This window comes from Kitasatospora sp. NPDC034533, assembly GCF_055575155.1.
This window is the reverse complement of sequence record NZ_JBVITE010000063.1, coordinates 1-24,854: the sequence shown is the minus strand read 5'-3', so window position 1 is coordinate 24,854 and position 24,854 is coordinate 1. Positions and strand designations below refer to the sequence as shown.

At 74.3% G+C, this 24,854-nt stretch carries 22 protein-coding genes; 4 read left to right on the top strand and 18 right to left on the bottom strand.

Translation table 11 applies throughout. The annotated features are described in order from the left end of the window. Window positions 1-3 precede the first annotated feature (3 nt). The 6 genes from ACZ55U_RS31580 to ACZ55U_RS31555 all read right to left on the bottom strand — a co-directional run bounded on the left by ACZ55U_RS31580 (window position 4) and on the right by ACZ55U_RS31555 (window position 4,753). Window positions 4-495 carry a GNAT family N-acetyltransferase gene (locus ACZ55U_RS31580; RefSeq protein ID WP_465531602.1) on the bottom strand — a complete coding sequence of 164 codons (492 nt, stop codon included), beginning with the start codon at window positions 493-495 and terminating at the stop codon, window positions 4-6. A gap of 81 nt (window positions 496-576) precedes the next feature. Then, window positions 577-1,623: a phosphotriesterase family protein gene (locus tag ACZ55U_RS31575; RefSeq protein WP_465531600.1), complete on the bottom strand. Its 1,047-nt coding sequence runs from the start codon at window positions 1,621-1,623 to the stop codon at window positions 577-579. Next, window positions 1,620-2,165 carry a carboxymuconolactone decarboxylase family protein gene (locus tag ACZ55U_RS31570; RefSeq protein ID WP_465531598.1) on the bottom strand — a complete coding sequence of 182 codons (546 nt, stop codon included), beginning with the start codon at window positions 2,163-2,165 and terminating at the stop codon, window positions 1,620-1,622. The genes ACZ55U_RS31575 and ACZ55U_RS31570 overlap by 4 nt, the downstream gene beginning before the upstream one ends. An 11-nt stretch (window positions 2,166-2,176) precedes the next feature. Next, window positions 2,177-2,821: a DUF4865 family protein gene (locus tag ACZ55U_RS31565; RefSeq protein WP_465531596.1), complete on the bottom strand. Its 645-nt coding sequence runs from the start codon at window positions 2,819-2,821 to the stop codon at window positions 2,177-2,179. A 38-nt stretch (window positions 2,822-2,859) separates the two neighbouring features. Further along, complete coding sequence (locus ACZ55U_RS31560; RefSeq protein WP_465531594.1) at window positions 2,860-3,426, bottom strand: TetR/AcrR family transcriptional regulator; 567 nt, start codon at window positions 3,424-3,426, stop codon at window positions 2,860-2,862. A 307-nt stretch (window positions 3,427-3,733) separates the two neighbouring features. Continuing rightward, entirely contained in the window at window positions 3,734-4,753 is a 1,020-nt protein-coding gene (locus ACZ55U_RS31555) for an LLM class flavin-dependent oxidoreductase (protein WP_465531592.1), read from the bottom strand. 493 nt (window positions 4,754-5,246) lie between these two features. On the opposite strand from ACZ55U_RS31555, the gene mgrA reads away from it, so the two are divergent. Beyond that, window positions 5,247-6,239 (top strand): L-glyceraldehyde 3-phosphate reductase, encoded by a 993-nt coding sequence (gene mgrA, locus ACZ55U_RS31550; RefSeq protein ID WP_465531590.1) that lies wholly within the window; start codon window positions 5,247-5,249, stop codon window positions 6,237-6,239. Window positions 6,240-6,544: 305 nt separating this feature from the next. Here mgrA and ACZ55U_RS31545 read toward each other — a convergent pair whose 3' ends face one another. The 6 genes from ACZ55U_RS31545 to ACZ55U_RS31520 all read right to left on the bottom strand — a co-directional run bounded on the left by ACZ55U_RS31545 (window position 6,545) and on the right by ACZ55U_RS31520 (window position 12,582). After that, a complete protein-coding gene (locus tag ACZ55U_RS31545; RefSeq protein ID WP_465531588.1) occupies window positions 6,545-7,621 on the bottom strand; it encodes an LLM class flavin-dependent oxidoreductase in 1,077 nt (358 codons plus the stop codon). Window positions 7,622-7,624: 3 nt separating this feature from the next. Continuing rightward, window positions 7,625-8,530, bottom strand: a complete 906-nt coding sequence (locus ACZ55U_RS31540) for an ABC transporter substrate-binding protein (RefSeq protein WP_465531586.1) — start codon at window positions 8,528-8,530, stop codon at window positions 7,625-7,627. Window positions 8,531-8,717: 187 nt separating this feature from the next. Continuing rightward, on the bottom strand, window positions 8,718-9,470 hold the full coding sequence (locus ACZ55U_RS31535; RefSeq protein ID WP_465531584.1) for an ABC transporter ATP-binding protein: 753 nt from the start codon (window positions 9,468-9,470) through the stop codon (window positions 8,718-8,720). Continuing rightward, window positions 9,467-10,333, bottom strand: coding sequence for an ABC transporter permease (locus ACZ55U_RS31530; RefSeq protein WP_465531582.1), 867 nt, complete (start codon window positions 10,331-10,333; stop codon window positions 9,467-9,469). Before ACZ55U_RS31530 ends, ACZ55U_RS31535 begins: the two co-directional genes overlap by 4 nt. Continuing rightward, on the bottom strand, window positions 10,330-11,358 hold the full coding sequence (locus ACZ55U_RS31525) for an NrtA/SsuA/CpmA family ABC transporter substrate-binding protein (protein ID WP_465531580.1): 1,029 nt from the start codon (window positions 11,356-11,358) through the stop codon (window positions 10,330-10,332). The genes ACZ55U_RS31530 and ACZ55U_RS31525 overlap by 4 nt, the downstream gene beginning before the upstream one ends. Before the next feature lie 78 nt (window positions 11,359-11,436). Continuing rightward, window positions 11,437-12,582, bottom strand: a complete 1,146-nt coding sequence (locus tag ACZ55U_RS31520; protein WP_465531578.1) for an ABC transporter substrate-binding protein — start codon at window positions 12,580-12,582, stop codon at window positions 11,437-11,439. A gap of 472 nt (window positions 12,583-13,054) precedes the next feature. Here ACZ55U_RS31520 and ACZ55U_RS31515 point away from each other — a divergent pair, with 472 nt between their 5' ends. Then, window positions 13,055-13,837: an IclR family transcriptional regulator gene (locus ACZ55U_RS31515; protein WP_465531576.1), complete on the top strand. Its 783-nt coding sequence runs from the start codon at window positions 13,055-13,057 to the stop codon at window positions 13,835-13,837. 207 nt (window positions 13,838-14,044) lie between these two features. Here the strand turns inward: ACZ55U_RS31515 and ACZ55U_RS31510 are convergent, their stop codons facing one another. From ACZ55U_RS31510 to ACZ55U_RS31485, 6 genes are all read right to left on the bottom strand, one after another. Further along, window positions 14,045-14,647: a winged helix-turn-helix domain-containing protein gene (locus tag ACZ55U_RS31510; RefSeq protein WP_465531574.1), complete on the bottom strand. Its 603-nt coding sequence runs from the start codon at window positions 14,645-14,647 to the stop codon at window positions 14,045-14,047. A 790-nt stretch (window positions 14,648-15,437) separates the two neighbouring features. Next, on the bottom strand, window positions 15,438-15,638 hold the full coding sequence (locus ACZ55U_RS31505) for a hypothetical protein (protein ID WP_465531572.1): 201 nt from the start codon (window positions 15,636-15,638) through the stop codon (window positions 15,438-15,440). 507 nt (window positions 15,639-16,145) lie between these two features. After that, entirely contained in the window at window positions 16,146-16,694 is a 549-nt protein-coding gene (locus tag ACZ55U_RS31500) for a GTP-binding protein (protein ID WP_465531650.1), read from the bottom strand. 145 nt (window positions 16,695-16,839) lie between these two features. Continuing rightward, window positions 16,840-17,169, bottom strand: a complete 330-nt coding sequence (locus tag ACZ55U_RS31495; RefSeq protein WP_465531649.1) for a DUF742 domain-containing protein — start codon at window positions 17,167-17,169, stop codon at window positions 16,840-16,842. A gap of 260 nt (window positions 17,170-17,429) precedes the next feature. After that, the gene (locus ACZ55U_RS31490; RefSeq protein ID WP_465531570.1) at window positions 17,430-17,849 is read right to left on the bottom strand and encodes a roadblock/LC7 domain-containing protein; all 420 of its coding nucleotides are present in this window, start codon (window positions 17,847-17,849) and stop codon (window positions 17,430-17,432) included. Next, complete coding sequence (locus tag ACZ55U_RS31485) at window positions 17,846-20,959, bottom strand: sensor histidine kinase (protein WP_465531568.1); 3,114 nt, start codon at window positions 20,957-20,959, stop codon at window positions 17,846-17,848. Before ACZ55U_RS31485 ends, ACZ55U_RS31490 begins: the two co-directional genes overlap by 4 nt. A gap of 642 nt (window positions 20,960-21,601) precedes the next feature. Here ACZ55U_RS31485 and ACZ55U_RS31480 point away from each other — a divergent pair. Continuing rightward, entirely contained in the window at window positions 21,602-23,428 is a 1,827-nt protein-coding gene (locus ACZ55U_RS31480) for an AMP-dependent synthetase/ligase (RefSeq protein WP_465531566.1), read from the top strand. A 176-nt stretch (window positions 23,429-23,604) separates the two neighbouring features. Then, complete coding sequence (locus ACZ55U_RS31475; RefSeq protein ID WP_465531648.1) at window positions 23,605-24,714, top strand: polysaccharide deacetylase family protein; 1,110 nt, start codon at window positions 23,605-23,607, stop codon at window positions 24,712-24,714. Window positions 24,715-24,854 lie beyond the last annotated feature (140 nt).

The following is a 24,854-nucleotide window of genomic DNA, read 5'->3' as shown; positions in this document are numbered from 1 at the left end:
TGGTCACCGCAGGGGCTTCGCCCACAGGAGTTCGCGGGTGACACCGTCGGCGAGGACCTCACCGGGTTCCGCGAGCGGGGCGAAGCCGTGACGGCGGTAGAGCGCGAGCGCCGCCTCGTTGCCCGGGAGCACGGCGAGGCGCAGCGTGGCGCCGCCGTCCGCCCGGGCCCAGCGTTCGACCTCCTCGATGAGGCGGTCCGCGACGCCCCGGCCGCGCGCCTGCGGGGCGACCCAGAGCGACCGCAACTCCCTTACTCCGTCCGGCGATCCGGGCAGGCAGCCGACGAGACCGACCGGGCGGCCGTCCAGGAAGGCGGCCACCTGGTGGGCGTCCGGGCGAAGCAGCCGGGCACGCCAGCACTCCTCGCCGCCGTGGTGCCAGTCGGCGAGCCCTGCCTTGAAGGCGTCCGGCGCCTCGGACAGGGCGGCGAGGCGGAGGTCCCGCCAGAGCGGCCAGTCGGCGGCCGTGAGGGTTCGGAGCGTCAGTGCGGCCATGTCCGGCACCGTATCGGGCGCCGCCCGGCGGCCGTCGGTCCCCTACCGCCTGCGACGGGGCCGTCGGACCCCGGAAGCGCCTCAGGGCGTGCGCCAGTCGGCGGCGAAGGCGGCGGCCGGGTTGGTGGTGAGGAGCAGCTCGGGCAGTTCGGGGCCGTAGCTGCGGGCGAGGCGCGGGGCGAGGTCGGTGAGCAGGCGGACCGGGCCGCCGGCCTCGCGGGCGGTTCGGGTGGTGGTGTCGGCGCCGAGGAGCAGCCGGGTGGCGTGGCCCGCCTCGACCAGATCGGCGATGACGTCGAAGGCCTGGTGGTCGGCGGGGTGCCCGGCCCTGGAGGGGCTGTCCAGGGCGAGGTGGACGCCCTCGGCCGCGAGGGACCGGTGGGACGCGGGGTCGGGCAGCCGGGTGAGGTGGCCGAGGATGATCCGGTCGGGTCGGACGCCGTGCCGGCCGTGGAGCCGGCGCAGGACGGCGTGCGGATCGCCCGCGGCTTCGAGGTGGACGGCGATCGGCGCGCCGGTGGCGTGGTGCGCCTCCGCGGCCGCCGCCAGCACCCGGCGGGTGTGCCGGCTCTCGGGCCCGGCGTCGGCCGCGACCTTGATCAGCCCGGCCCGGACGCCCTCGGGCGCGCCCGGCAGTCCGACGGTGAGCTCGGTGACGAAGCGTTCGGCGAGGTCGGCGTACGGGTCTGCGCGCGGGTCCGGGTGGCTGGTCGGTTCCGGACGTTCGGTCGGGTCCGGATGTTCTGTCGGGTCCGGATGTTCGGTCGGGTTCGGGCGCCCGGTCGGATGGGGGCGCCCCGCCGGGTCGGTGGCGGGCTCGGGGAAGCGGCCCGGCGGATAGTGCGCCGCCTGGTGCGCGCCGGTCGCGGCGACGATGTGGACCCCGGTCGCCCGGGAGAGGGCGGCGAGGAAGGCCGCGCCCCGGCCCAGGCCGAACGGGGTCCACTGGACGAGGGTCCGGCCACCGGCGGCGGCGTAGGCGCGCAGGACGTCCTCGGCAGCGCGCGGGTCGTCCAGTTCCTGGCCGGGGAGCAGCGGGCTGCGGATGAACAGGTGGTCGTGGGAGTCGGTGACGCCGAGGTCGGCGGGGGCGCGGTCGCCGAGGACGGTACGGACGGTGCGGCTCATGCCCCCGCCTCGGCATCGTCGGCGGTATCGGTGCTGTCGACGGTCCCACCGGTCTCGGCGGTCCCGGCGGCGGTCCCCGTGCTCTCGGCGGGGTAGGCGCCCTCGGCACTCCCGGCGGGAGCGCCCGGCTCGGCGAGGGTGGCGGCGGCCACGCGCAGGCCGGCCAGGGCCTTGGGGACGCCGACGTACGGGGCGAGGTGGACGATCACCTCGATGATCTCCGACTCGGTCATGCCGATCCGCCGGCTGTACCGGACGTGGTCGGCGAGCTGGGGCTCGACGCCGCCGAGGGCGGTGAGGGCCGCCAGGTTGGCGATCTGGCGGTCGCGCAGCGCCAGACCGGGGCGCTGGTAGCTGCCGCCGAACAGGCTGGTGACGATCCAGTCGGGGAAACCGGGGGCGAGGGCGTCGAGCCCGCAGAGGGTGGCGGTGGCGTCCGGTCCGGCGAGGTCGGCGAGCAGGGCGTAGCCGACCGTACGGTCGAAGGGGGCCGGGGCGAGGTCGGTGCGACCGGAGGCGGGAAGCGGCGGAGCGGGAGCCATCGGCGGGGAAGTCATCGGGGCGGTCGGGCCTTCCACCAGTGGCGACCGGCCGGTAGCCGGTCGAGTTCGGGGCGGGACAGGTGCAGCACCTGGTACCGGACACCGGGCGCCTCCTCCGGCGCCGGGCCGCACCAGAGGGCGAAGCGGACCAGTTCCCAGCGGCTGGGGTCCACGGCCACGGCGGCGGTGTGCAGCGCGGGGTGCGCGGGCGGTTCGGCCAGCGCCCGCTCGACGGCCTCGGCCGGGTCTGCGGATTCCGGCAGCCGTACGGTCTCGCGGGTGGCGGTGGTCGGGGGCTCGGCCGGCTCCCCCGTCGGCGCCTCCGCGCCGGCCGTCCCCACGCCTGCCCCACCGTGCCCGTGGGCCAGGCCCGCGCCGAGCCAGTGGTGGATGGCGGGGCGGCCGAAGTCGGCGCTCAGACCGCGGAAGCCCGGGCCCCAGAGGAAGCCGTTCATGCCCTCCGCCGTGCGCCACAGGTAGAACGGCGCGTACTGGTTGACGGGCGAGCCGTGTCGGCCGCGCTCGCGGACCAGGTAGGCCTTGAGGCCGAGGCCCGGGTACGCGTCGAGCAGGTGGCCCCTGTCGGCGACGCGCTTGCGGATGATGCCCATGTCGTAGTCGGCGGGCAGGGTGATCTCGTACTGCATGGCGTGCACGGCGGGGTTCCTCGGGTGCGACGGGCTCGGTGGAGGGGTCAGGACGTGCGGTGTACCACGAGCAGGCCGAGGGCACCGCGGACCGCCTGGTCGAACGGCTCGGCGCTGTCGGCGGCGCGGGCCAGCACGTAACCGCCCTGGACGACCGCCACCACGGCGGCGGCGGTGTCGGCGGGGTGGAGAGCGGGGGCGAACTCGCCGTCCCGCTGGCCCTCCGCGATCAGTTCGGCGATCCGGCCGCGCAGCCAGTCGAAGGTCTCCTCGACCGGCGCCCGCAGGTGCGGGTCGGCGACCACGTCCGGGTCCTGGGCCATCCGGCCGATCCGGCAGCCGCGCAGGACGTCGCGGTCGCGCCGGAGGTAGGCGGCGATCCGGTCGCAGGCGGTGCCGGGGGCGGCGAGGTCGGCCTCGGCCACGCTCCTCATCTGCTCGGCGCTGCGGCGCAGGGCGGCGGCGGCGAGGTCCGGCTTTCCGGTGAAGTGGTGGTACATGCTGCCCTGGCCCACCCCGGAGCGCTGCTGGATGGCCTTGGGGCTGGTGCCGACGTAGCCGCGCTCCCAGAGGAGGGCCTGGGTGCTCTCGATGAGGCGGTCCTGGGTGTTCATGCCGATCACTGTACATACCAGTAGGTACAGAGGGCCAGCACGACGTCCGCACCCGGCCTCCGGGGGCTCCTTCCCGCCGATCCGAACGGCCGAGGGCCGTGCGCCGCCCCCCGGCGGCCACGGCCCCTCGACGGTTCGTCATCCCCCACGCCACCGAACGGCATTCCGGCGCACCCGGTGGCGCGCGTCACGTCACGGACGGTGGTGGACGTCACGCCGCGTAGGGGTGCACGGCGCACTGCGCGGGCGGGCGGCGGCCCCGGGCGACCGCGGGACGCCACGGGCGACCGCCGACGCCCCCGGGCGGCTACGGCAGCGCGCGGCGGATCTCCGGGGCGACCTCACCGGCGAACAGCTCCAGCTGCTCGCGCTGCGCCCCCTCCGTGAGCGCGTCCACCCCGATGCCGACCACCTCGTTGCCGAAGGCCTCGTGATAGCGGTGGATCTTCTCGATCACCTGCCGCGGGCTCCCGACCAGTGCCGAGCCCCGCTCCAGCGCGTCCTCCAGCGACGTGAACGGCGAGTTGTTGTGCCGGCCCGCGGCCGAGTCGAACAGGGCGTTCCAGTACGGGCGGAAGCCCTCGACGGCGTCCTGCGAACGCTTGGCGAGGTACAGCCCGCCGAAGCCCGCGCCCACCCGGGCCAGCTTCGGGTCGCGCCCGTAGTGCTCCCAGCGCTCGCGGTAGTGCTCGACCAGCGTCCGGTACTTCTCCAGCGGGTGGAAGGCGTTGGCGGAGAAGAGCGGATCGCCGTGGCGGGCGGCGAGGTCGGTGGACCGCGTGCTGGTCGCGCTGCCGTGCCACACCGGGATCGGGTCCTGGAGCGGGCGCGGCGAGACGGTGGCGTCCCGCAGCGGCGGACGGGTCGAGCCCTCCCAGGTGACCTTCTCCTCGCGCCAAAGCCTGCGCAGCAGGGCGTAGTTCTCGGCGAGCGCCTCCCACTGGCGCTCCTCCGGAAGGCCGAACAGGCCGAAGTGTCGCGGGTCGTTGCCCTTTCCGATGATCAACTCTACGCGCCCGCCGGAGAGTTGGTCCAGCATCGCGTAGTCCTCGGCGGCCCTGACCGGATCGAGGACGCTGAGCACCGTCACGGTGGTGAACAGCCGGATGGTGGAGGTGCGGGCGGCGATGGCGCTCAACAGCACGGGCGGTGCCGGGGAGAGGAACGGCTCGCCGTGCCGCTCCCCCACGCCGTAGCCGTCGTAGCCGAGCCGCTCGGCGAGGACGGCCTGCTCGATGACGCTGTGGAGCTTCTGCTGCGGGGTGCGCTGGACGCCGGTGACCGGATCGGGCGCGTTGGCGACGAGGGACGAGACGGTGAAGCGCACGGCGGACTCCTTGGAGGCTCGGGCGGGGCTCGGGGCAGGGTTCTGGAAGGGCTCTGGAAGGGCTTCGGCGGGGCTCGGGCGGCGCCGAGGGGCTCGCGAGGGGCCCGGCGAGCCGCGCGCGGGGCGCGGGGAGCCGGGAGGGTGATCCGGCACTGCGGCCTCGCGGACGGCACCGGGGGGACCGCTGACGGCCGGACGGCGGCCCGTTCGAACGGGCCGGTCCACCGAGGACCACGCGAGCGGCGAGCCGGTAAGGAGGGCGGGCCGGAGGGGCGGCGGGCCGATCAGGTGGGCTGCGGCTCGCGCGGTGGCGTCAGCGTTCGGTGCTGCGGTGCCGGCGACAACAACAGCGGGCTGCGGCGGCGGCCACGGTCAGGACTGCCATCTCGCCTCCCCCTTCGCCCCGCACGCACACGATCCTCCGCGAGCATAGGCACCGGCCGGGGGCGGGGCAAGGGTGGGCGTGCCGAGCGCGACTGGCAGGATGTCCGGCATGACCTACCTCGCCGCGGGTGACCGCTACGACTCGATGACCTATCGGAAGGCCGGCCGCAGCGGAGTCCGGCTGCCCGCCGTCTCGCTCGGGCTCTGGCACAACTTCGGCGACGCCCAGCCGCTGGACGTGCAGCGGGCGGTGCTGCGCCGGGCCTTCGACCGGGGCGTCACCCACTTCGACCTGGCGAACAACTACGGCCCGCCCTACGGCAGCGCCGAGCGCAACTTCGGCTACCTGTTCGCCCAGGACTTCCGGCCGTACCGGGACGAGTTGTTCATCGCCACCAAGGCCGGCTGGGACATGTGGCCCGGCCCGTACGGCAACGGCAGCAGCCGCAAGTACCTGCTGGCCAGCCTCGACCAGTCGCTGGAGCGGATGGGGCTGGACTACGTCGACGTCTTCTACTCGCACCGGTACGACCCGGACACCCCGATCGAGGAGACGATGGGGGCCCTGGACCGCGCGGTGCGCTCGGGCAAGGCGCTGTACGCCGCGATCTCCAACTACCCGGCGCAACAGCACCGGGAGGCGGTGGCGATCCTGCGCGAGCTGGGGACGCCGGTGCTGATGAACCAGTCGGCGTACTCGATTCTCAACCGGTACGTGGAGGACGCCGGCGTACTGGACGCGGTGGGCGACACCGGCACCAGCCTGATCTCCTACTCGCCGCTGGCCCAGGGGCTGCTGACCGACCGCTACCTGTCCGGTGAGGTGCCGGCGGGCTCGCGGATGTCGGTCGGGAAGTTCCTCACCGAGGAGGCGCTGACCGAGTCGAAGCTGCAGCAGCTGCGGGCGCTGAACGAGGTCGCCGAGCGGCGCGGGCAGACGCTCGCGCAGCTGGCGCTGTGCTGGGTGCTGCGGGACCCGCGGGTGGTCTCGGTGATCATCGGCGCGAGCAGCGTGGCCCAGCTGGACCAGAACCTCGACGCGCTGGCGGGCGGGCCGCTGACGGCGGAGGAGCTGGCGGAGATCGACCGGCTGAGCCGCTGAGGGAGAGGCGGTCGGCGGTCAGCGGTCGACGGTCGGCGGTCGGCGGCGGACGGGCCGACGCTGGGGACCGGCAGGTGACAGATGACAGCTGACAGATTTCGAAATCTGTCAGCTGTCATCTGTTATCCGTTATCTGTCAGCTGTTACCTGTCCTTCGGCTGGCAGGCGCCCGGGGCCCCGTGCCGCACCGCTCAGCCGGCGTCCGCCGTTCGCGTCCGTCGTCCGCTAGTCCGTCGTCCGCTAGTCCGCCGTCCGCTAGTCCGCCGTCCGCTAGCCGCCGACCATCGACGGGCCCCTTCGACCGCTCAGGGCCGCCTGATGCCCAGGGCGGGCAGAACCGTTTCTGCAACCCGGTGGGCCTCCTCCAGCAGCGGATTGCCGGAAAGGATGAAGGTGTCGACGCCCAACTCCTCGAACTCCTGCAAGCGCTCGATCACCTGGGCGGTCGAGCCGACCACCGCCGTTCCCGGTCCGGGGCGGAACAGGCTCATCCCCGGCCAGAGGTTGGGGTAGGCCTCCAACTCCCGGGCTCGCGCCGGCACCTTGCCTCCGTGCTGGCGGAACTGGCGCTGCCAGCCGACCCCGTCCTCGCCCTTCGCCCCGCCCAGCTGCTGCGCGTAGGTGGCCTCGCTGGTGACGTCCAGCAGTCGGTCGGCGGCGGCCCACGCCTCGTCCTCGGTGTCGCGGACGATCAGGTGCAGCCGCAGTCCGATCCGCAGGGTCCGGCCGTGGGCGGCGGCGCGCTCGCGGACCAGGTCCAGCTTCTCCTTGAGCAGGTGCGGCGGCTCGCCCCAGGTCAGGTAGACGTCCACGTGCTGGGCCGCCATCTCGATGCCGGCCGCCGAGCTGCCGCCGAACCAGAGCGGGATGCCGCCGGGTTGCACCGGAGTGAGTTCGCGCAGGCTCGCTCCCGCGTTCTTCAGCTCGTAGAACTCGCCCTTGTGGTCGAAGACTTCGCCGGCCGTCAGCCGCTTGACGATCGACCAGTACTCGGCGCTGAGCCGGTAGCGGTCGTCGTGCTCGACGTCCAGGCCGTACTCGCGGAGCTGCGCGGTCGATCCGTTCACCACGTTGAAGCGCAGCCGGCCGCCGTGCAGGTGGTCGAAGCTGAGCGCCATCTTGGCCAGCAACGTGGGCGAGACCAGCCCCGGGTGGACGGCCAGCAGCGGCTTGAAGGCCGGGGTGGTGGCGGCCGCCAGCGCGCTCCCGAGCGTCCAGACGTCGTACAGGTCGGTCGCGAGCAGCGCGCCGGTGTAGCCCAGACGCTCGACGCTGCCCGCCAGTTGCTGGAGGTAGCGGAGATCCACCGGACGGCGGCCGGCGGGCTCCCAGGGGTAGTGGCCTTCGCGCGGGATGATGTACCAGAGGACTTCGGAGGCCACGGGTCAGACCGCCTTCGCGAGCGCGGCGGCCACCGGGGCTTCCAGCGCCGGGAGGTGGGCGTCGGCGACGGTCAGCGGCCGGTCGATGAAGCCCACACCGTGGAAGATGTCCGCCGCCTCCTGCTGCTCGGCGACGAACCCGGCGGTGGCGGGCTCCAGTTGCCAGGGCAGCGCGACCAACGCGGACTGCCAGTCCGCGGCCGTGCCGCCCAGTTCCTCGGCGGCGATCGCGGCGGCCTCGGCCGGGTGGGCGGCCACCCAGGCGTCCGCCCGGCGCAGCGCGGTGGCGATCGCGGCGACCACCTCGGGGCGCCCGGTCGCGAAGTCCCGACGGGTGAAGAACACCGAGCGGTCGGTGATGACGTCGCCGGTGCGGATCAGTTCGCGGAACTCCCCGCCGCGGCGGGCGGCGGCGAGTTCGGCACCCTGCGCGATCCAGCCGTCGATCTCCCCGTCGCGCAACCGCTGGGCCTGGTCCTCACCGGCCTCAGGGCGCACCGGGGTGACGTCCTCGCCGTACGAAAGGCCCTGGGCGTGCAGGGCCTTGGCGAGCAGGTGGGTCTGCCAGGAGCCGACGGCGAGGACGACGGTGGCGCCCTTGAGGTCCGCGACCGTCCGCACCGGGCCGGAGTCCAGGACCAGCAGTGCGCCGTGGTCCGGGCGGGGCGCGGAGACCGCCGCGTAGACCAGGTCGTGACCGGCCGCCTGGGCGGTGATCGGCGGCGTCGAACCGGTGCCGCCGAAGTCGATGACGCCCTCGGCGAGCAGCGCGCCGGTACGGGTGCCGTCGGCGTAGTGGTGGAAGGCGCCGGTCTCGCCGAGCGGGGCCAGCTCCTCGTCCAGGTACGGGAGTCGGGCGAGGTAGTAGAGCGAGGGGTTGCTGGCGTGGACGCCGAGGGTGACGGTCATCTGGTCAACTCCGGTGGTGGGAAGTCGGTTTGTCGGAAGTCCGGAAGGGCGGCCGGGGCAGGCCCGGTCGGGCTGGGACGAGATGGGACGGGACGGGCTGGATCTTCGGAAGTCGAGGAAGGGCGGGGGAAGCCGGGGACGGTCGGGAGAAGGGACGAGGAAGTCGGGAACGCCGGAGCCCTCGGGGTCAGTGGACGCCGAGATCGGCGAGCAGTCGCCGCCGCAGCTCGGCGAACGCCGGATCGGCCGGGTCGCGGGGGTGGTCGACGGTGACGGCTTCATCCCGGGCGACCAGACCGTCGCGCAGCACCACGACCCGGTCGGCGAGCCGTACGGCCTCGTCCACGTCATGGGTGACCAGCAGCACCGCCGGGCGGTGGCGGCGCACCAGGTCGCCCACCAGGTCCTGCATGCGCAGCCGGGTGAGCGCGTCCAGCGCCGCGAACGGCTCGTCGAGCAGCAGGAGTTGAGGCTCCCGTACGAGCGCCCTGGCGAGCGCGACGCGCTGCGCCTCACCACCCGAGAGGGTGGCCGGCCAGGCCTCGGCGTGCCGCTCCAGACCGACCTCGGCGAGTGCCTTCAGCCCGGTCTCCCGGGTCACGGTGCCGCGTGGCAGGCCGACCGTGACGTTGGCCAGCACCCGCTTGGACGGCACCAGCCGGGGCTCCTGGAACACCACGGTGCGGACGGGCGGGACGAGCACCGTGCCCTCGTCGGCCTGGTCGAGCGCCCCGAGGATGCGCAGCAGCGTGGTCTTGCCGGTGCCGCTGGCGCCCAGCAGGGCGACGAACTCGCCGCGGGCGATGGACAGGTCGACGCCGTCGAGAACGGCCCGGGTGCCGAACACCCGGCGCAGACCGCGCAGGTGGACGGCCGGGAGGGCTTCCCCGGCGGCCGAGGCCGAAGGCGTGAGCGTGGCGTTGGACGGTCCGGCGGTCATCGGGCCGCTCCCTGGACGGCCTGGCGCCACGGCATCAGCACGCGCTCCAGGATTCGGACGATGCCGTCGGCGGCGAGACCGAGCAGTCCGTAGATCAGGATGCAGACGGCGAGGACGTCGGTGCGCGAGTAGTTCTGCGCCTGGGCCATCAAGTAGCCGATTCCTTCGGTGGAGTTGATCTCCTCGGCGGCGATCAGGGCGATCACGCTGAGCGTCATCGACAGGCGCAGCCCGGACAGCAGCGAGGGCAGCGCGCCGGGCAGTACGACGGTGCGCACGATCGCCCAGCGACCGAGACCGAAGCTGCGCATCGCCTCGACCAGTTTGCGGTCGGTGCTGCGGACCCCGCCCGAGGCGGACACGTACATCGGGAAGCTGGTGGCGACCCCGATCAGGGCGACCTTCGCGGTCTCGGTGATGCCGAACCAGACCATGAACAGCGGGACCAGGGCCAGGAACGGGACGGTGCGCAGGACCTGGATCGCGGAGTCGAGCAACTCCTCGCCGAGGCGGGTGAATCCGGTGACCACACCCAGCACCAGCCCGGTGGTGGCGCCGAAGAACAGGCCGAGCCCGGCTCGGGTGAGCGAGACGGACAGGGCGTCGGTCAGCTGGCCGTTGCCCCACAACTCCCCCACCGCCTGGGCGACCTGGGCGGGTGAGGCGAGCACGTCCTCGGTGAGCGCGCCGGTGGCGGAGGCAAGCGCCCAGCCGCCGAGGAGGGCGAGCGGACCGATGGTGCGCAGGGTCACGGCGAGCGCGCGGGGGCGGGGCCGGTGCCGCCGGCTCCGCGGGGAGACCAGCCCGGCCTCCACCGCGGCCCGGGTTTCGTCGGGCGTGGACTTCAGGGCCGTGGCGGTCACTTGGCACCGTCCCCGAGCTTGTTGATGTCGATCACGTACGGCTTGACGTCCACCAGTTGCTTGGTGACCTTCTGGTCGGCGAAGAACTGGGCGACCGTCCCGAAACGGGCCGTGTCGGCGTCGGAGATGGCGTCGGCCGGGGCGCCCTGCCGGCTGACGTTCACCGCGACGTCCTTCTCGGCGGGGGTGACGGCGGTCGGGCCCGCGTCGGTGAAGACGTTGAGGTAGGCGGCCGGGTCGGCCTTCTCCTTCTGCCCGTTCTCCCGCAGGTAGGCGTAGAACGCCTTGACCACCTCGGGGTGCTTGTCGACGAAGCCGTTGCGCACGGCCCAGACGGCGTAGTTGTCGGAGCCCACCTCCTGGCCGTTGACCAGGAAGTGCGCGCCGGCGTTGGCGATGGCGGGCGTCGAGAAGGTGTTCCAGGTCGCCCAGGCGTCCACCTGGCCGGAGTTGAAGACGCCGGAGGTCTGGTCGGCGCGCAGGTAGACCCGCTCCACCTTGTCGGCCGGGACGCCGTTCTTCGCCAGTGCCTTGAGCAGCAGGTACTCGCTGGTGCCGCCCTGGGAGACGGCGACCTTGCGGCCGACGAGGTCCTGGACGGACTTGATGGGTGAGTCGTTCTTCACCAGGATGCCCTCGCCGACGCCGTCGGGCGCGGTCTGGGCGAACAGCTTGAAGCCGGGCTTCTGGGAGAGTGCGGCGACGGCGGAGGTGATCGAGCCGAGGGCGACGTCCAGTTGGTCGGCGGAGAGGGCCTGGGCGGCGGGGGCGAAGGGGCCGGCGCTGCCGGTCCAGGCGACCTTGGCGTGGACGGCGGCCAGGGCGCGGTCCAGCGAACCGTCCTTCTTGCCGCGGGCGAGGAATCCGTTGTTGCCCGGGTCGGGCAGGCGGAGCACCACGTCGGCCTTGCCGCCGGCCCCGCCGTCGGCGGAGGCCTTGGCCCCGTCGGCGGACGAGCCGCAGGCGGCCAGGGCGGTGGAGGCGAGCAGCGCGGTGGCGGCGAGGGCGAGGCGGGGGGTCTTCACGGGAGTCTCCAAGCGAGTGACAGATGACAGCTGACAACTAACAGCTGACAACTTTCGAAATCTGTTATCTGAAGGCTGTCAGCCGAAGTCTGTGATCCGAACGGCGCCGCCCCCAGCCCGGAAGTCGCCGGCGCCAGCGCCAGCGCCGCCAGCACCAGCACCAGCACCAGCACCAGCACCAGCACCAGCACCCACGGTGCCCTCACCGGTCGCCCGCCGCAGCCGCAGCAGCTCGCGCGCCGCCCGGAGCGGCTCCAGGTCGGCCCACGCCTGGACGTCCACCGGCGCGGCGAGGAAGCCCTGTTCCCAGAGGAATCGTTCCTGCACCCCCAGCAGCTCCAGCCGCTCCGCCGACAGGTCCAGGTGCAGGGTGCGGTGGCTGCCCGGTGCGTAGGCCCCGGCGACGCCCTCGGCCCCGGCACCGGTCTCGGCCTGCAGGATCCGGGCCACCTCCGCCGGGTGCTCCGCCGCCCAGTCGGCCGCCTCCAGCAGCACGGCGAGGAAGCGGGCGACCAGGTCGGGCTGCTCGTCCAGCAGCCGCTGGTGGACGGTGATCGGCCGGGGGGTGCCGTTGTTCACCCGGGCCCGGCGGTCCGGCGCCGCGTCCAGCTCCACGGCCACCTCCGCCCCGATCCGGCGCGCTGCCTCGACGGCGAGCGCCCCCTTCACGTACACCGCGTCCACCGTGCCGTCCCGCAGCGCGGCCAGCTCGGCGGACCACTGCCCGCCGCCCGGGACGCCGGGGACGTCCACCGGTTCGGCGTCCGCCAGGGTGAGCCCCGCGAGCCCGAGGGCGCCGCGGAAACCGGCCAGGGCCATGGCCCGCCAGAAGTCGATGCCGATGCCATGACGTGGGATGGCCAGCCGCAGCCCCCGCAGCTGACCGGGCTCGGTGATGCCACTGCCGGCCCGGACCAGGACCACCTGGCGTTCCTCGATCCAGGTGAGGCCGACCAGCCTGGTCGCCTCACCCCTCGAACGGGCCCACAGCGCCGGTACGTTGCCGCCTTCCCGGAAGAGCCCGGTCAGCGCGTGGGTGTAGTGGTGGTCCGCCGCCACCTCGGGCGGGGCGTCCTGGAGCGAGCGCACCGCGATGCCGTCGGGGGCGAACTCCCGGGCGAGCCAACCCTGATCGGCGGCGATTCCGGTCGCGGTGGGCACCGGGCAACGGGTGAACCAGAGGGTGTCGGGAAGCGCGGCGGCGCCTGGGGTGCGACTGGACAAGGGAGTCGGTCCTCCACGGGGACTCCGGCCACGACCGGAGGATCTTGGGGGGCTTGAGGGGCCTGACGGGTTCGGGAAGCTTGAGAGGTCCGCGGCCGATCGCCGCACGACAGCTCAGGAAGCCCGGTACGCGGGGAAGTTGTGCGCCGGGACGCAGCCAGGGCGGGCGGCGCGAGAGGTACCGGTCAGCGACAACACGTGCGGAAGGAAGGACACCGGTGGGACGTCACGGTGTTTCTCCTTCCATGGGTCGGGACGGGCGCCGCCTCGGCCGAGTGGCCGTCCGGCGCGGTGCAAGGAGCGTTCCACGACAGGTGAGCCGGAGGCAAGCGTTTGCCACATGGTGGGATCAGTTGTTCATCAACGCCACGCTATTGCAACGTCGTCGACACAAACCCGCAGCATCGACTGCCCTACGCTGAGACCGCCTCCGGCCGTCCAGCCGGAGTTCCGAACCGAAGAGCGAGGTGCCATGGCCGAGGCCGCCACCGCCGTCCAGAGCCCGCCGGCCGGTGCGCAGGCCGTCCAGCGCGCCCTCGGACTGCTGCACTGTTTCCATGACAACGGCCCCGACCTGAGCGCCTCGGACCTGGCCCGCCGGATGGCGCTGTCCGTCTCCACCGCGCACCGGCTGGCCCGCACGCTCGTCAGCGCCGGGTTCCTGGAGCAGGACGAGCAGACCGCCCGCTACCGGCTCGGTCCCGCCGTCGCCGAGCTGGGTCAACTCAGCTTCCACCAGCGCGGACTGCACCTCGCCGCGCCCGAGCTGGAGCTGTTGTCCCGGCGCACCAAGGCGACGGCCGACCTGGCGATCCGCAGCGGGGCGCACGCGGTGATCCTGGTCGGCGGATCCGTCCGCCCGGACACCGGGCTGGGCCTGCGCCGCCCGCTGCACTCCACCGCGCTCGGCAAGGTCCTGCTGGCCTGGCCCCGCCCGGGCGAGGCGGCGCTGTCGGCGCTCGGTCCGCTCCCCTCCTTCACCGACCGGACGATCACCGAACCGGCCGTGCTGGAGGAGGAGTTGGCCAAGGTCCGGGAGGCCGGGTTCGCGCTCAACGACGGCGAGTCGGCCGCCGGGGTACGGACGCTGTCCGTGCCCGTGCTGGACGGCGCGGGGCAGGCGCGGTTCGCCCTGGCGGTCCGCTCGACGCCGGCGTACCTCACCGACGCGCGGCTGGACTGGTTCCTCGGCCACGCCCGCACCTGTGCGGACGCCCTCGCCGTCCTCCTGCTCCCGCCGGACCAACGGCCCTGACAGACCCGACACCGCTGACGGCCCGGACGCCCCTGACGGCGCGGACGCCCGTAGCCGCCCCACCGGCGCGGACGCCCCTGACGATCCAGGCGCCCAGCCGCCCCTGGCGTCCCCGCCGTCGGCCCGGCCCGAAACGGCGAAGCAGCGGACCGCCGCCCGGATGAGGGGGCGGCCCGCTGCTTCGACCGGCAGGAGGCGTCAGGCCCGTCAGACCGTCGCCGGCGTGTACTTGTAGCCCACCCGGCGGACCGTCACGATGGTGTCCCGGTACGCCGGTCCGAGCTTGCGGCGCAGCCGGGCGACGTGCACGTCGACCGTCCGCCCGTCCCCGACGTGACCGTAGCCCCAGACCGCGGAGACCAGGTGGTCCCGGGTGTGCACCCGCTGCGGGTGCTCGGTCAGGTGGGCGAGCAGCTCGAATTCGAGGTAGGTGAGGTCGAGCAGCCGCCCGTCGACATAGGCGTTGCGCCGCTCGGTGTCCACGGAGATGCCGCGTCCGGCCGGGCGGACGGGACGGACGCCCGCCACGGTCTGGGCGCCGGGCCCGCCCGTCGACGACTGCGCCCCGGGGGCCGGCGGCGCCCCGGTCGCGGCGCCGGTCGCGGCGACCGGAGCCCCCGGCAGGCCGGCGGGCCCCGCCGCGGGGCTGTCGGTCGGCACCAGCACCAGGTACCCGACCATCGGGCTGCCGTTCAGGCCGCCGAACTGGGTGCCGTACTGGGCGAGCAGCCCCTGCGGCAGCACGCCCTGCGGCAGGGCCGCGACGACGGCCGCCCCCTCCGGCAGCGCGGCGAGCAACGTCTGGGGCACCTGCGGGACGGCCGTGCCCGGCTGCGGGACGGCGGGAGTCGGACGGGTCGGGCCGACATGGGCCGAACCGGCGTGCGCCGGACCGGCATGGGGCGGACGGACGTGAGGCGCACGCACCCCCGCTCCGTGCCACCGGTCGGACACCGGGGCCGGCGGAACGGACGCTCCCGCGGCCCCGGACGCGCCGGGACCGACCGGCACGGCGGCGGGGACGGAGGAGACCGGAGGGACGGAGCGGACCGCGCGCAGGTGCGGGGTCGCGGTGGGCAGGGACAGGGTGGCCGTGGAAGAAGAAGACATGGTGTGCCGCTCATTTCGCGCGTGACGGACGGGGTGGAGTCGTCTGCGCGTCGACCGGGGCGTACTGCCTGGGCTGGACCGGGTCGAACCGGGTCAGCGGGCGGAGAGCCGGGACGCGCTGGGCGAGCCGGGACACGTCTGATCGAACAGGTGCGGCTGCCGGGACGTCCAGAACGGTTCGAGGTCGAGGCGACCCCGTCGGCTGTCCACGGCGCGGCTCCCGCACCGGTTCCACCGTCCGGTCCGTCCGTCCGCGCGCATCGCGGGGGCCGTCCCGGTCGTTCGGGTACGGCCGACGATGCCGGGGGCGGTACTGGGGCAGACGATGTTCACTGGTTGGTCTCTCCGCTGGGCGGGTCCGGTTGGTCGGCCGCGGGCACGCCGGACGGGCGGTCCGCTACGGCCTGGTCGACGGAATTCGGCGGTGCGTCGGACGCCGGGCCGGATGGGGCCGGGGGCGCCGGGGGACGTACCGGGAAGGACAGGCCGGTCAGCGACAACACGCGCTACAGATCAGCGCGTGGTCGATGTAGCGGCGGACGGTGAGCGCCGGACCGGCGGCACCGGGTATGGCGGCACCGGACGCGATGCCGCCGAACAGGGAGACGCCGGCCACCGGGGCACCGGCCATCCGGGCGCCGGCCGTCGGGAAGCCCGGAACGGCAGTGGTGATGCGTCGTCCGACGGTCATTCCGCTGCCCTCCCCCTTCGTTCCCTGATGCGGCGGCGTACCGCTGCCGGCACCCGCCGACGCTGCCTCGCCGGTTCGCCGAAGGCCGTCCGCCGGTCGGCAACGCCCGTGTGAACGGGGCATTTCCGGCGCTCCCGACGGCATGGCCGGGCGGCCCTCGTCCACAGAGCCTTCCACGGCGGGGGCGGTCTAGGCAACCTTCCGCGCAGCGATTGTCCGGGATACGGACAGCTGAATGAGACGCGGGGAGGAAAGGGCAGCTCGGCGCACCGGCCGAGCCACCCGGACGGGCCAGGGCCAGGGCGGGAACGGGTCAAGGTCAGGCCGGGGTCAGCCGGGACGGGGCGGCCTCCGTGACGCGCGGCGTCCCCACCGGGGCACCCCCACCGAGTCGGCCGTGCGCGAGACCGCCTCGGGCGGGGCCCCGGCGCGTGGAACCCCGACGCGAGGCACCCGACACGAGACACCCGGCGCGAGGCACCCCGACGCGGGGCGACCGAGACCCCGTCAGGTGCCGACCGGTGCGCGGTGCCGGCGGGCGGCGGCGTGCTCGACCAACGCCACGAGCAGGTCCTTGCCGTCCTGCCGCAACCGCGCGTCGCACATCAGCACCGGGATCTCCGGACCGAGGTCGAGCGCCTCGCGGACCTCGTCCGGTGCGAACCGCTCGGTGCCGTCGAAGCAGTTCACCGCGACCACGAACGGGATGCCGCGCTGCTCGAAGAAGTCGACCGACGGGAAGCAGTCGGCCAGCCGCCGGGTGTCCGCGAGCACCAGGGCACCGAGCGCGCCGCGCGCCAACTCGTCCCAGACGAACCAGAACCGGTCCTGCCCCGGGGTCCCGAACAGGTAGAGGGCCAGTCCCGGGCGCAGGTCGATCCGGCCGAAGTCCATCGCGACGGTGGTGGTGCGCTTGGCCTCCACCCCCGAGGTGTCGTCCACCGGGCGCCCCAGCTCGCTGAGCTCCTCCTCGGTGCGCAGCGGCCGGATCTCGCTGACCGAGCCCACCAGGGTGGTCTTGCCCGCGCCGAAGCCGCCCGCGACCAGGATCTTCACCGCGACGGCCGGACCGCCGCGCCAGCGCGGGTCGTTGGCGCCGGCGTGGTGGGCCGCGTCGTGGGCAGGTTCGCGGGCGGCGGCGTGGGTCGCGGTGCCGTCCCAGTGCGGACCGGTGCCGTCGGGGCGGGGGTGGTGGTGGGGGTCAGAGCGCACGGAGTCCATTGATCACGTCTCGCAGCAGGCGCTCGTCCGGCAGCTCGGCGAGCGGAACGGGTCGGGTGACGCTGATCAGGTCGGCGTCGTAGAGGTCCCCGAGGAGCACCCGCACCACGCTGACCGGCAGGTCGGTGTAGGAGCCGAGCTCGGCGACGGAGAGCGGCTCGCGGCGGCACAGGGCGAGCAGCGTCTGGTGCTCCGGGTCGAGGACGTGCGCGGGCACGGCGCCCGCGACCGGCCCGGGGTCGACGGCGGTGATCAGCGAGATCAGGTCGAACAGCCCCTCCTCGGCCGGCCGGGTGCGGCCGCGGGTCATCGAGTAGAGCCGCACCACCGGCCCGGCCTCGTCGTCGAACCAGCGGTCGTCGACCGGGGTGCGCGGCCGGAACAGGTCGATGTCGGGGGTGTCCGGGGCCGCCGGTCCGTCCTCGGCGTGGGCCGCCGGGTCCGGCGGAGCGCCGGCGCCCGACGGCCCTCCGGTCCCGGACGGCCCCACCGTGCCCACCGGCACCTGGGGGCCGTCCGACGTCTGCGAGCCGTCCGGCACATCCGGGTTCGGATCCGCCATCGGACCGCTCATCCCACCGGCGGGGCGGTTTCGGTGCGCGGCTCGGCGGCCATGTGCTCGCCGACCCGCTTGACCAGCAGCGCCATCTCGTAGGCGATCTGGCCGATGTCCGCCTCGGCCTCGCTGAGCACGGCCAGGCAGCTGCCGTCGCCGGCGGCCGTGATGAACAGGAAGGCCTCGTCCAGCTCCACCATGGTCTGCCGGACGCCGCCGACCTTGAAGTGCCCTCCGGCGCCCTTCGCCAGGCTGTGGAACCCGGCGGCGACGGCTGCCAGGTGCTCGGCGTCCTCGCGGTCGAGGTCGCGGGAGGCACCGGTGGCCAGGCCGTCGTTGGAGAGGATCACCGCGTGCCGCAGGGCCGCGACGCGCCCCACCAGGTCGTCCAGGAGCCAGTTGAGGTCCCCGGGCGACTGCATCGACGTGGTCATGAATCAGTTCCTTCCGCTGGAGCGGGTGGTGCGGGTGGTGCGGGTGGAGCAGGTGCTGCGGGTGGAGCGGGTGGAGCGGGTACAACGGTTGGTTCCGGTACGACCGGTGGTGCGGGCTCGCCGGGCGCACCACGCACGCCGGACACACCGGGCGCCCGGTGACCGGTGGCCGGCCCCGTCGGTACGGGCGGTACCGGCGGCAGTCGGCGGACGAGCGGTGCCCGCCCGGTGTCCCGGGGCGCGGGCAGCGCCGCCGGGGCCGGAGCCGGGCTGATCGCCTTGCGCGACCCGTCCGGCGGCTGCCAGGCCGGGACGGCGGCGGGCCGCCCGTTCCCCTGCCCGGCACGATCGTCCGGCCTCCCGGGACGATCCGTCAACGGAGCGCCGCGTCCCCGGGTGAAGCCGCGCTGGAAGGAGGCGAAGGTGGCCCTGGCCTCCTCCGGCGAGCGCTCCCGGACCTCCCGGGCCTCCCGGCGTTCCCGGGGCTCTCCGCCGCCGCCGCCGGTCTCCCCGGTTCCGGTCCCGTCAGCGGCCGGTCGGCCCCCGCTCCCGCCATCGGCTCCGCCCCCGGCACGCAAGCGTTCCTTCAGCTGGTCCGTGAGCTGTTCCCTGAGCTGCGGCGCCAGGTTCGCCTGCCGGACCCGCCGGGGCAGGCCACCCGCCGTCCGGGGAGCGGCGTCCGCGGGCGCCACCTCGGTCGGGACGGCCGGCGCGGCGGCCGGGGCGGCGCCCGCCCGGACGGCGTCGGCCGACGGGTCGGCCTCGGCCGCGGCGACCGCCGCCTCGGCCACCGCCACCACGGCGTCCTCCCGCCGGTGCCGCCCCGTCCCCGGTGTGTCCCCGGCGTCCGCCGACGGCGCGGGGACCAGGACCGGCCCGCCCTTGGCCCGCGAGGCCCGGCGCGGCAGCCCGCCCGCCGTACGGCCCGGCTCCGTCACGGAGGGCCGGGGCCCGCCCGTCGCCCCCCGGTGCCCGCCTCCGCCACCCGCTCCGGTCCCGGCCCCAGCGGCGGCGCCGGAACGGGCGCCGGAACGGGCGCCGGAACGGGCGCCGGAACGGGCGCCGGAACCGGCAGCACCGGAACCGGCCGCGGAAGCCGAGGCGCCGACGGCACCCCCCGGCCCCGGCACCGCGACCAGGTCCCGCTGGCCTCGCCGCCCGCCCGAGGCCGCCGTCTGCCGTGATGCGGCCGCGCCCGGCTCCGGCAACCCGTCCGGCGCCTCCGCGAGCAGTTCGCGCGGGATCAGCACCACCGCCGTCGTCCCGCCGTACGGGGACGGCCGCAGGTGCACCCGGATGCCGTGCCGCCGGGCCAGCCGGCTGACCACGAACAGGCCCAGCCGATCGGTGTCGGCGAGGTCGAACTCCTGCTCCACGGCGAGGCGTTCGTTGATCTCGGCGAGCAGCTGCTCGCTCAGCCCGAGGCCGCGGTCGTCGATCTCGAGCGCGAAGCCGTGTGCCACCACCTCGCCCTGCACGGTGACTTGGGTGCTGGGCGGGGAGAACACCGCCGCGTTCTCGACGAGTTCGGCGACCAGGTGGGTGACGTCCGCGACCGCGCTGCCGAGCAGGCCGGTGCCGGGGAAGGGCCGGACGATCACCCGGGCGTAGTCCTCGACCTCGCCGACCGCCGCCCGGACCACGTCCACCATCCGGACCGGCTTGCGCCAGGCTCGCCCGGGCGAACCGCCGGCCAGGATGATCAGGCCCTCGGCATGGCGGCGCATGCGGGTGGTGAGGTGGTCGACCTTGAAGAGGTCCTCCAGCTCCGCCGGGTCCTCGGTGCGGCGCTCCATGGTGTCGAGCAGGGTGAGCTGGCGGTGCAGCAGCACCTGGCTGCGCCGGGCCAGGTTGACGAACACCGCCGAGACTCCGCGCCGCAGTTCGGCCTGTTCGACGGCGGCCTCGACGGCGGCCCGCTGCACCGCGTTGAAGGCCTGGCCGACCTGTCCGATCTCGGCGTCTCCGAAGTGCAGTTCGGGCGCCTCGGCGGCCACGTCCACCGGCTCGCCACGGCGCAGCCGCAGCATGACGGACGGCAGCCGGGTGCCGGCCAGCTCGTCGGCCGCGTTGCGCAGACCGATCAGCTCGCGGGCCAGGCCCCGGCCGATCCGGAACGAGATCATGATCGACAGCACGACCGCCACCAGGCCGACCGCACCGGCGATGCCGCCGCGCCAGAGCATCCCCATCGCCGTGGACCGGGCGCGCTCGTCCAGCCCGGCGGAGATCCGGGTGTTGATCGAGGCGAGGTCGCCCAGCGCCCGGTCGGCGGTCTCCCGCCAGGAGTCGCCGTTGAGTGCCTGGACGACCCTGTCGGGGCCGCCGGCGCCGACGAAGTCCGCCTCGGCCCGGGCCAGCGCGCCCCAGGCCTCGCCACCGCGCAGCGCGACGTAGTCGGCCTGGTCGGCGGGTTCGAGTTCCGCGACGTAGACGGTGAACAGGGCCTGCTGGTTGTGCAGGGCGTCCAGCGCGACCTGGTACTGCTCGGCGGTGGGCTTGGCGGCGCCGGTGCGCAGTCCCTCCATCGCCGCGTCCTCCTGCGCCAGGTACTCGCGGGCGCGCACCAGCTCGATCAGGATGGTTCCCTGGCGCGGGAGTTGGCCGCTCTGCCGGGCGACGTAGGCCGAACGGAAGCCGAACACCGGCTTGACCAGGTCGCTGTACTGGCCGAGCGCGAACTCCCAGTTCAGCGCGGAACGGCCGACCTGGGCGCGCAGCGGTCCGAGCTGGTCGGCGGCGGCGATGATCTGCACGAAGCGGCCGCGCTGGGGGACGGAGAGCTTGCCGTCGGAGCTGTCCTTCTTCTGCCGCAGCACCTCCAGGCTGCGGTCGGTGGCGGCCTTGGCCCGCTCGTAGCCCTCCCTGGCAGCCGGGGAGCGCGGGTCGGCCAGCCGCTGGACGGCCGCTCGGCGCTCGTTCTGGAGGTCGCCGGTGTACTGGTCGACCGGGCCCGCGAACTCCTTGTACGTACGGGTGATCCCGAGCTGGTTCCAGACGTCCCCGGTGGTGGCGATCGTCGCGTACGCCCACAGGGCGGTGAGCGCGACGATGGGCACCAGGAGCAGCGCGATGATCTTCGCGCGGATCGAGCTGCTGCGCAGACGCATGGAGTCCTCGTTCGGGAAGGTGCCGGGCGCGGACGGGGAGCGGCGGGGCCGGTGAACGGGCGGGGGCGGGGCGGATCGGGGCGGGGGCAGGGCCGTGCCGTGGCGGGTCGGGCGGGGTCGAAGCGGGAGCGGGGCCGGGCCCTGGGGGGCCGGTTCGGGGCGAGCGGTTCGGGGCGGGACGGAGAGGCTCGGGACGGGTTCGCGGACGGTGCTGGGGAAAGTCCGGGGATGGTGCTGGGGAAGGTCTGGGGAGGGCGCCCGGCCGCAGGTCTGCGAGACTCTACTACGCCCTGACCACTCGTTCGAGGGGCGAACCAGTCCACTTGCCGGTCTCGCCCCGCAGGCGCCGGAACCCGGTCCTCCCCGCCCCGCCTCGCGCCCGCATCGTCCCGGATGCCCGGTGGGTCCGGCATGCGCGCTCGGCCCGGAACCCCCGCACTCCCCGAAGCGCGCGCCCTCCCCGGATCCTCCGCGGTTCGTCCCCGGCGCCTCCCCTCGGCTGCCCGGACCTCCCCGACCAGGACACCACCGGTGGCGACCCGTGCCGATCTCGTCGTGTCACCGACACAACCCTGGGCAGTGACGGACCGATCCGATAGTTTCGGCCCACTTCGTACCACCGTCACCGAACTGGGGAGGACCGTGCGCGAGTTCACCACTCCCGCCCCGGCCGTGCCCGAGGCCACCGGAGGACTCGCCGACTCCCTGTACGACACCGCCGAGCGCACCCCCGACCTGGTCCAGCTGTCCTGGCGGACCGAGGACGGCCAGTGGCGGGACGTCACCGCCCGGCAGTTCCGGGACCAGGTGCTCGCCCTCGCCAAGGGCCTGCTCACCCACGGCGTGCGCTACGGCGACCGGGTCGCCCTGATGTCCCGCACCCGCTACGAGTGGACGCTGTTCGACTACGCACTCTGGTCGATCGGCGCCATCACCGTCCCGGTCTACCCCACGGCCGCCCCCGAACAGGTGCGCTGGATCCTCGCCGAGACCCAGGCGGTGGCCTGCCTGGTCGAGGACGAGGACGCCGCGATGACGGTCGGCGCGGTGTGCGACGCGCTGCCCGACCTCACCGGCATCTGGCAGTTGGACCGGGACTGCGTCACCACCATCACCGAGGACGGCCACGGCGTGCCGGACTCCCTGGTGCACCGCCAGCGCCTCGGCGTCGCCGCCGGGAACATCGCCACGGTCGTCTACACCTCGGGCACCACCGGCCGCCCCAAGGGCTGCCTCATCACCCACGCCAACCTGGCCGCCGAGTCCGACGCCCTGCTCGCCGGCTGGGGCGAGGTCCTGCGCGACACCGGCGGCGGCCGGCCCGCCACCCTGCTGTTCCTGCCGCTCGCGCACGTCTACGGACGGGCGGTGCAGGTCGCGGCGATCCGCGGCGGCTTCCGGATCGGTCACATCCCCGAGGTCTCCACCGCCGCGCTGCTGCCCGCGCTGGAGACCTTCCGTCCGACCTTCCTGCACGCCGTGCCGTACGTCTTCGAGAAGATCTTCCAGCAGGCCCGGCGGGCCGCCGAGGACGCCGGGCGCGGCGAACTCTTCGAGCAGGCCCGGCAGGTGGCCGTGGACTGGGCCGCCGCCCGGGAGCAGAAGGCCTTCGGCCGCGGCCCCGGCCCGGGTGCGGCGCTGCGGCTGCGCCACCTCGCCTACGAGCGGACCGTCTACCCGAAGCTGCGGGCGGTGCTCGGCGGCCGGGTGCGCAGCGTGATGTGCGGCGGCTCCACGCTGCGGCGCGAGCTGGGCCTGTTCTTCACCGGCGCCGGCCTCCAGCTGTACGAGGGCTACGGGTTGACCGAGACCACCGCCGCGATCACCGCCAACCCGGCCGGGCGGCAGAAGCTCGGCACGGTCGGCCGACCGGTGCCGGGGGCCTCGGTCGCGATCGCCGACGACGGCGAGGTGTGGGTGCGCGGGGGCTCGGTCTTCGGCGGCTACCTCAACCATCCGCGCTGCACCGCCGAGTCGCTGGTCGACGGCTGGTTCGCGACCGGCGACCTGGGGCGGCTGGACGAGGACGGCTACCTCAGCATCACCGGCCGCAAGAGGGACCTGATCGTCACCAGCAGCGGCAAGAACCTCGCCCCGGCCGCCCTGGAGGAGCGGGTCGAGGCGCACCCGCTGGTCTCCCAGTGCCTGGTGGTGGGCGACGACCGGCCGTACGTGGCCGCCCTGGTCACGCTCGACCCGGCGGCGCTGTCGCACTGGCTGAAGACCCGAGGCCGGGAGCAGGCGGACCCGTGGGCGGTGCTCGCGGACGAGGAGCTGCACGCGGAGATCCAGCGCGCGGTGGCGGCGGCCAACACGGCCGTTTCGCGCGCCGAGTCGATCCGCGCGTTCCGGCTGCTGCCACGGGAGTTCAGCCAGGAGCAGGGACTGCTGACCCCGTCGCTCAAGCTGCGCCGGACGGCGATCGCGGAGCACTACGCGGCGGACATCGAGGAGCTGTACCTGTCCTGAAGTCAACGGTTCTGCCCGTTCTCTGACTTACCATCTTGTCCCTTGTGTCACAGGGGTGATGAGCACGGGTTCATCCGCCGTTCCCTTGACGACCCCATTGGTCTAGTCCATCGTTGCGATTCCCGCTCCGCCCTCCCCACGGGCGTGCCCCCACCTGCTGGAGTCCTCACGTGTCGATGTCCACGCGCCTGTCCGCGCTGGCCGCCTCGGTCGCGCTGCTCACCGGTCTGACGGCGCCGGCGGCCTCCGCCGGCGCTCCCCCGACCGTCAACCTCACCACCAATCCCGGTTTCGAGCTGCCCTCCCCCGACCTCGCCGACTGGGGCGGCATCCCCGGCTGGAGCTGCACCGGCGGCCCGGCCGAAGCGGCCGTCACCACCACCGCCCCGCACAACGGCACCTCCGCGCTCACCGTCACCCCCGCGAACGACGACTCCACCGGGGAGTGCGCGCAGACCGTCGCGGTCCAGCCCGGCACCACCTACACGGCCTCCGCGTGGGTGCGCGGCGACTTCGTCCACCTGGGCGCCACCGGCACCGGCAACGACGTCGCACCCGCCTGGACGGATTCCACCGGCGGCGGCTGGCAGCGGCTGACCACCCGGTTCACCACCGGGCCGAACGCGCACAGCATCCGGCTGTACGTCCACGGCTGGTACCAGCAGGGCCCGTTCTCGGTGGACGACGTCCGGGTGGACGGCCCCGCGCCCACCCCGGCGGTCGCGGCCGGCTCCGTGCCCACCACCGACAAGGTCGTCTTCTTCACCGTGGACGACGGCTGGCAGCGCACTCCGGAGGCGGAGAAGTTCATCGCCGACCACCACCTGCCGATCACCACCTTCCCGCTGCCGATGCCGGCCGCCACCGATCCGTCCTTCTTCAAGCGGGTCACCGCCGTCGCCGGCTCCTCGGTGCAGGACCACAGCGTCTCCCACACCGATCTCAGCACGCTCCCGGCGGACCGGCAGCAGGTCGAGATCTGCGACGCCCGCGACTCCCTGACCCGCCTCTTCGGCACCGCGCCGACGGTCTTCCGCCCGCCCTACTTCGCCTGGAACGCCGACACCCTCCAGGCCGCCGCCAACTGCGGCATCCGCACCGTGCTCACCGCCGACGCGGACTTCAGCTGGGGCGCCTCCAACATCTGGCACCCGGGCCCGCTTCAGCCGGGCGACGTCGTGCTGATGCACTGGACCGACACCCTCGCCACCGACCTCCAGCGCGCCCTGGCCGCCGCCGACGCCGCCGGGCTCAAGCCGGCCGGCCTGGCCGACTACCTGCGCTGACCGGCCGCCTGCTCCGCCATCCGTCCGGGAACGGACCGCGCGACGCGCCGCCGCCCCCCCCAAAAAGGGAGGGGCGTCCCCCTCCCGTGTTCGGGCTTGGTGGGGTTTCTGTTGTTTGCCCTTTTCCTCTCGGCTCGGCG

Coding starts and splice junctions, on each gene's coding strand:
- ACZ55U_RS31570 (WP_465531598.1), bottom strand. CDS start 2,165: ATGGCTCCCGCTCCGCCGCTTCCCGCCTCCGGTCGCACCGACCTCGCC.
- ACZ55U_RS31575 (WP_465531600.1), bottom strand. CDS start 1,623: ATGAGCCGCACCGTCCGTACCGTCCTCGGCGACCGCGCCCCCGCCGAC.
- ACZ55U_RS31540 (WP_465531586.1), bottom strand. CDS start 8,530: ATGACCGTCACCCTCGGCGTCCACGCCAGCAACCCCTCGCTCTACTAC.
- ACZ55U_RS31490 (WP_465531570.1), bottom strand. CDS start 17,849: ATGACCACGTCGATGCAGTCGCCCGGGGACCTCAACTGGCTCCTGGAC.
- ACZ55U_RS31505 (WP_465531572.1), bottom strand. CDS start 15,638: ATGACCGTCGGACGACGCATCACCACTGCCGTTCCGGGCTTCCCGACG.
- mgrA (WP_465531590.1), top strand. CDS start 5,247: ATGACCTACCTCGCCGCGGGTGACCGCTACGACTCGATGACCTATCGG.
- ACZ55U_RS31495 (WP_465531649.1), bottom strand. CDS start 17,169: ATGACCCGCGGCCGCACCCGGCCGGCCGAGGAGGGGCTGTTCGACCTG.
- ACZ55U_RS31485 (WP_465531568.1), bottom strand. CDS start 20,959: ATGCGTCTGCGCAGCAGCTCGATCCGCGCGAAGATCATCGCGCTGCTC.
- ACZ55U_RS31560 (WP_465531594.1), bottom strand. CDS start 3,426: ATGAACACCCAGGACCGCCTCATCGAGAGCACCCAGGCCCTCCTCTGG.
- ACZ55U_RS31535 (WP_465531584.1), bottom strand. CDS start 9,470: ATGACCGCCGGACCGTCCAACGCCACGCTCACGCCTTCGGCCTCGGCC.
- ACZ55U_RS31580 (WP_465531602.1), bottom strand. CDS start 495: ATGGCCGCACTGACGCTCCGAACCCTCACGGCCGCCGACTGGCCGCTC.
- ACZ55U_RS31515 (WP_465531576.1), top strand. CDS start 13,055: ATGGCCGAGGCCGCCACCGCCGTCCAGAGCCCGCCGGCCGGTGCGCAG.
- ACZ55U_RS31475 (WP_465531648.1), top strand. CDS start 23,605: ATGTCCACGCGCCTGTCCGCGCTGGCCGCCTCGGTCGCGCTGCTCACC.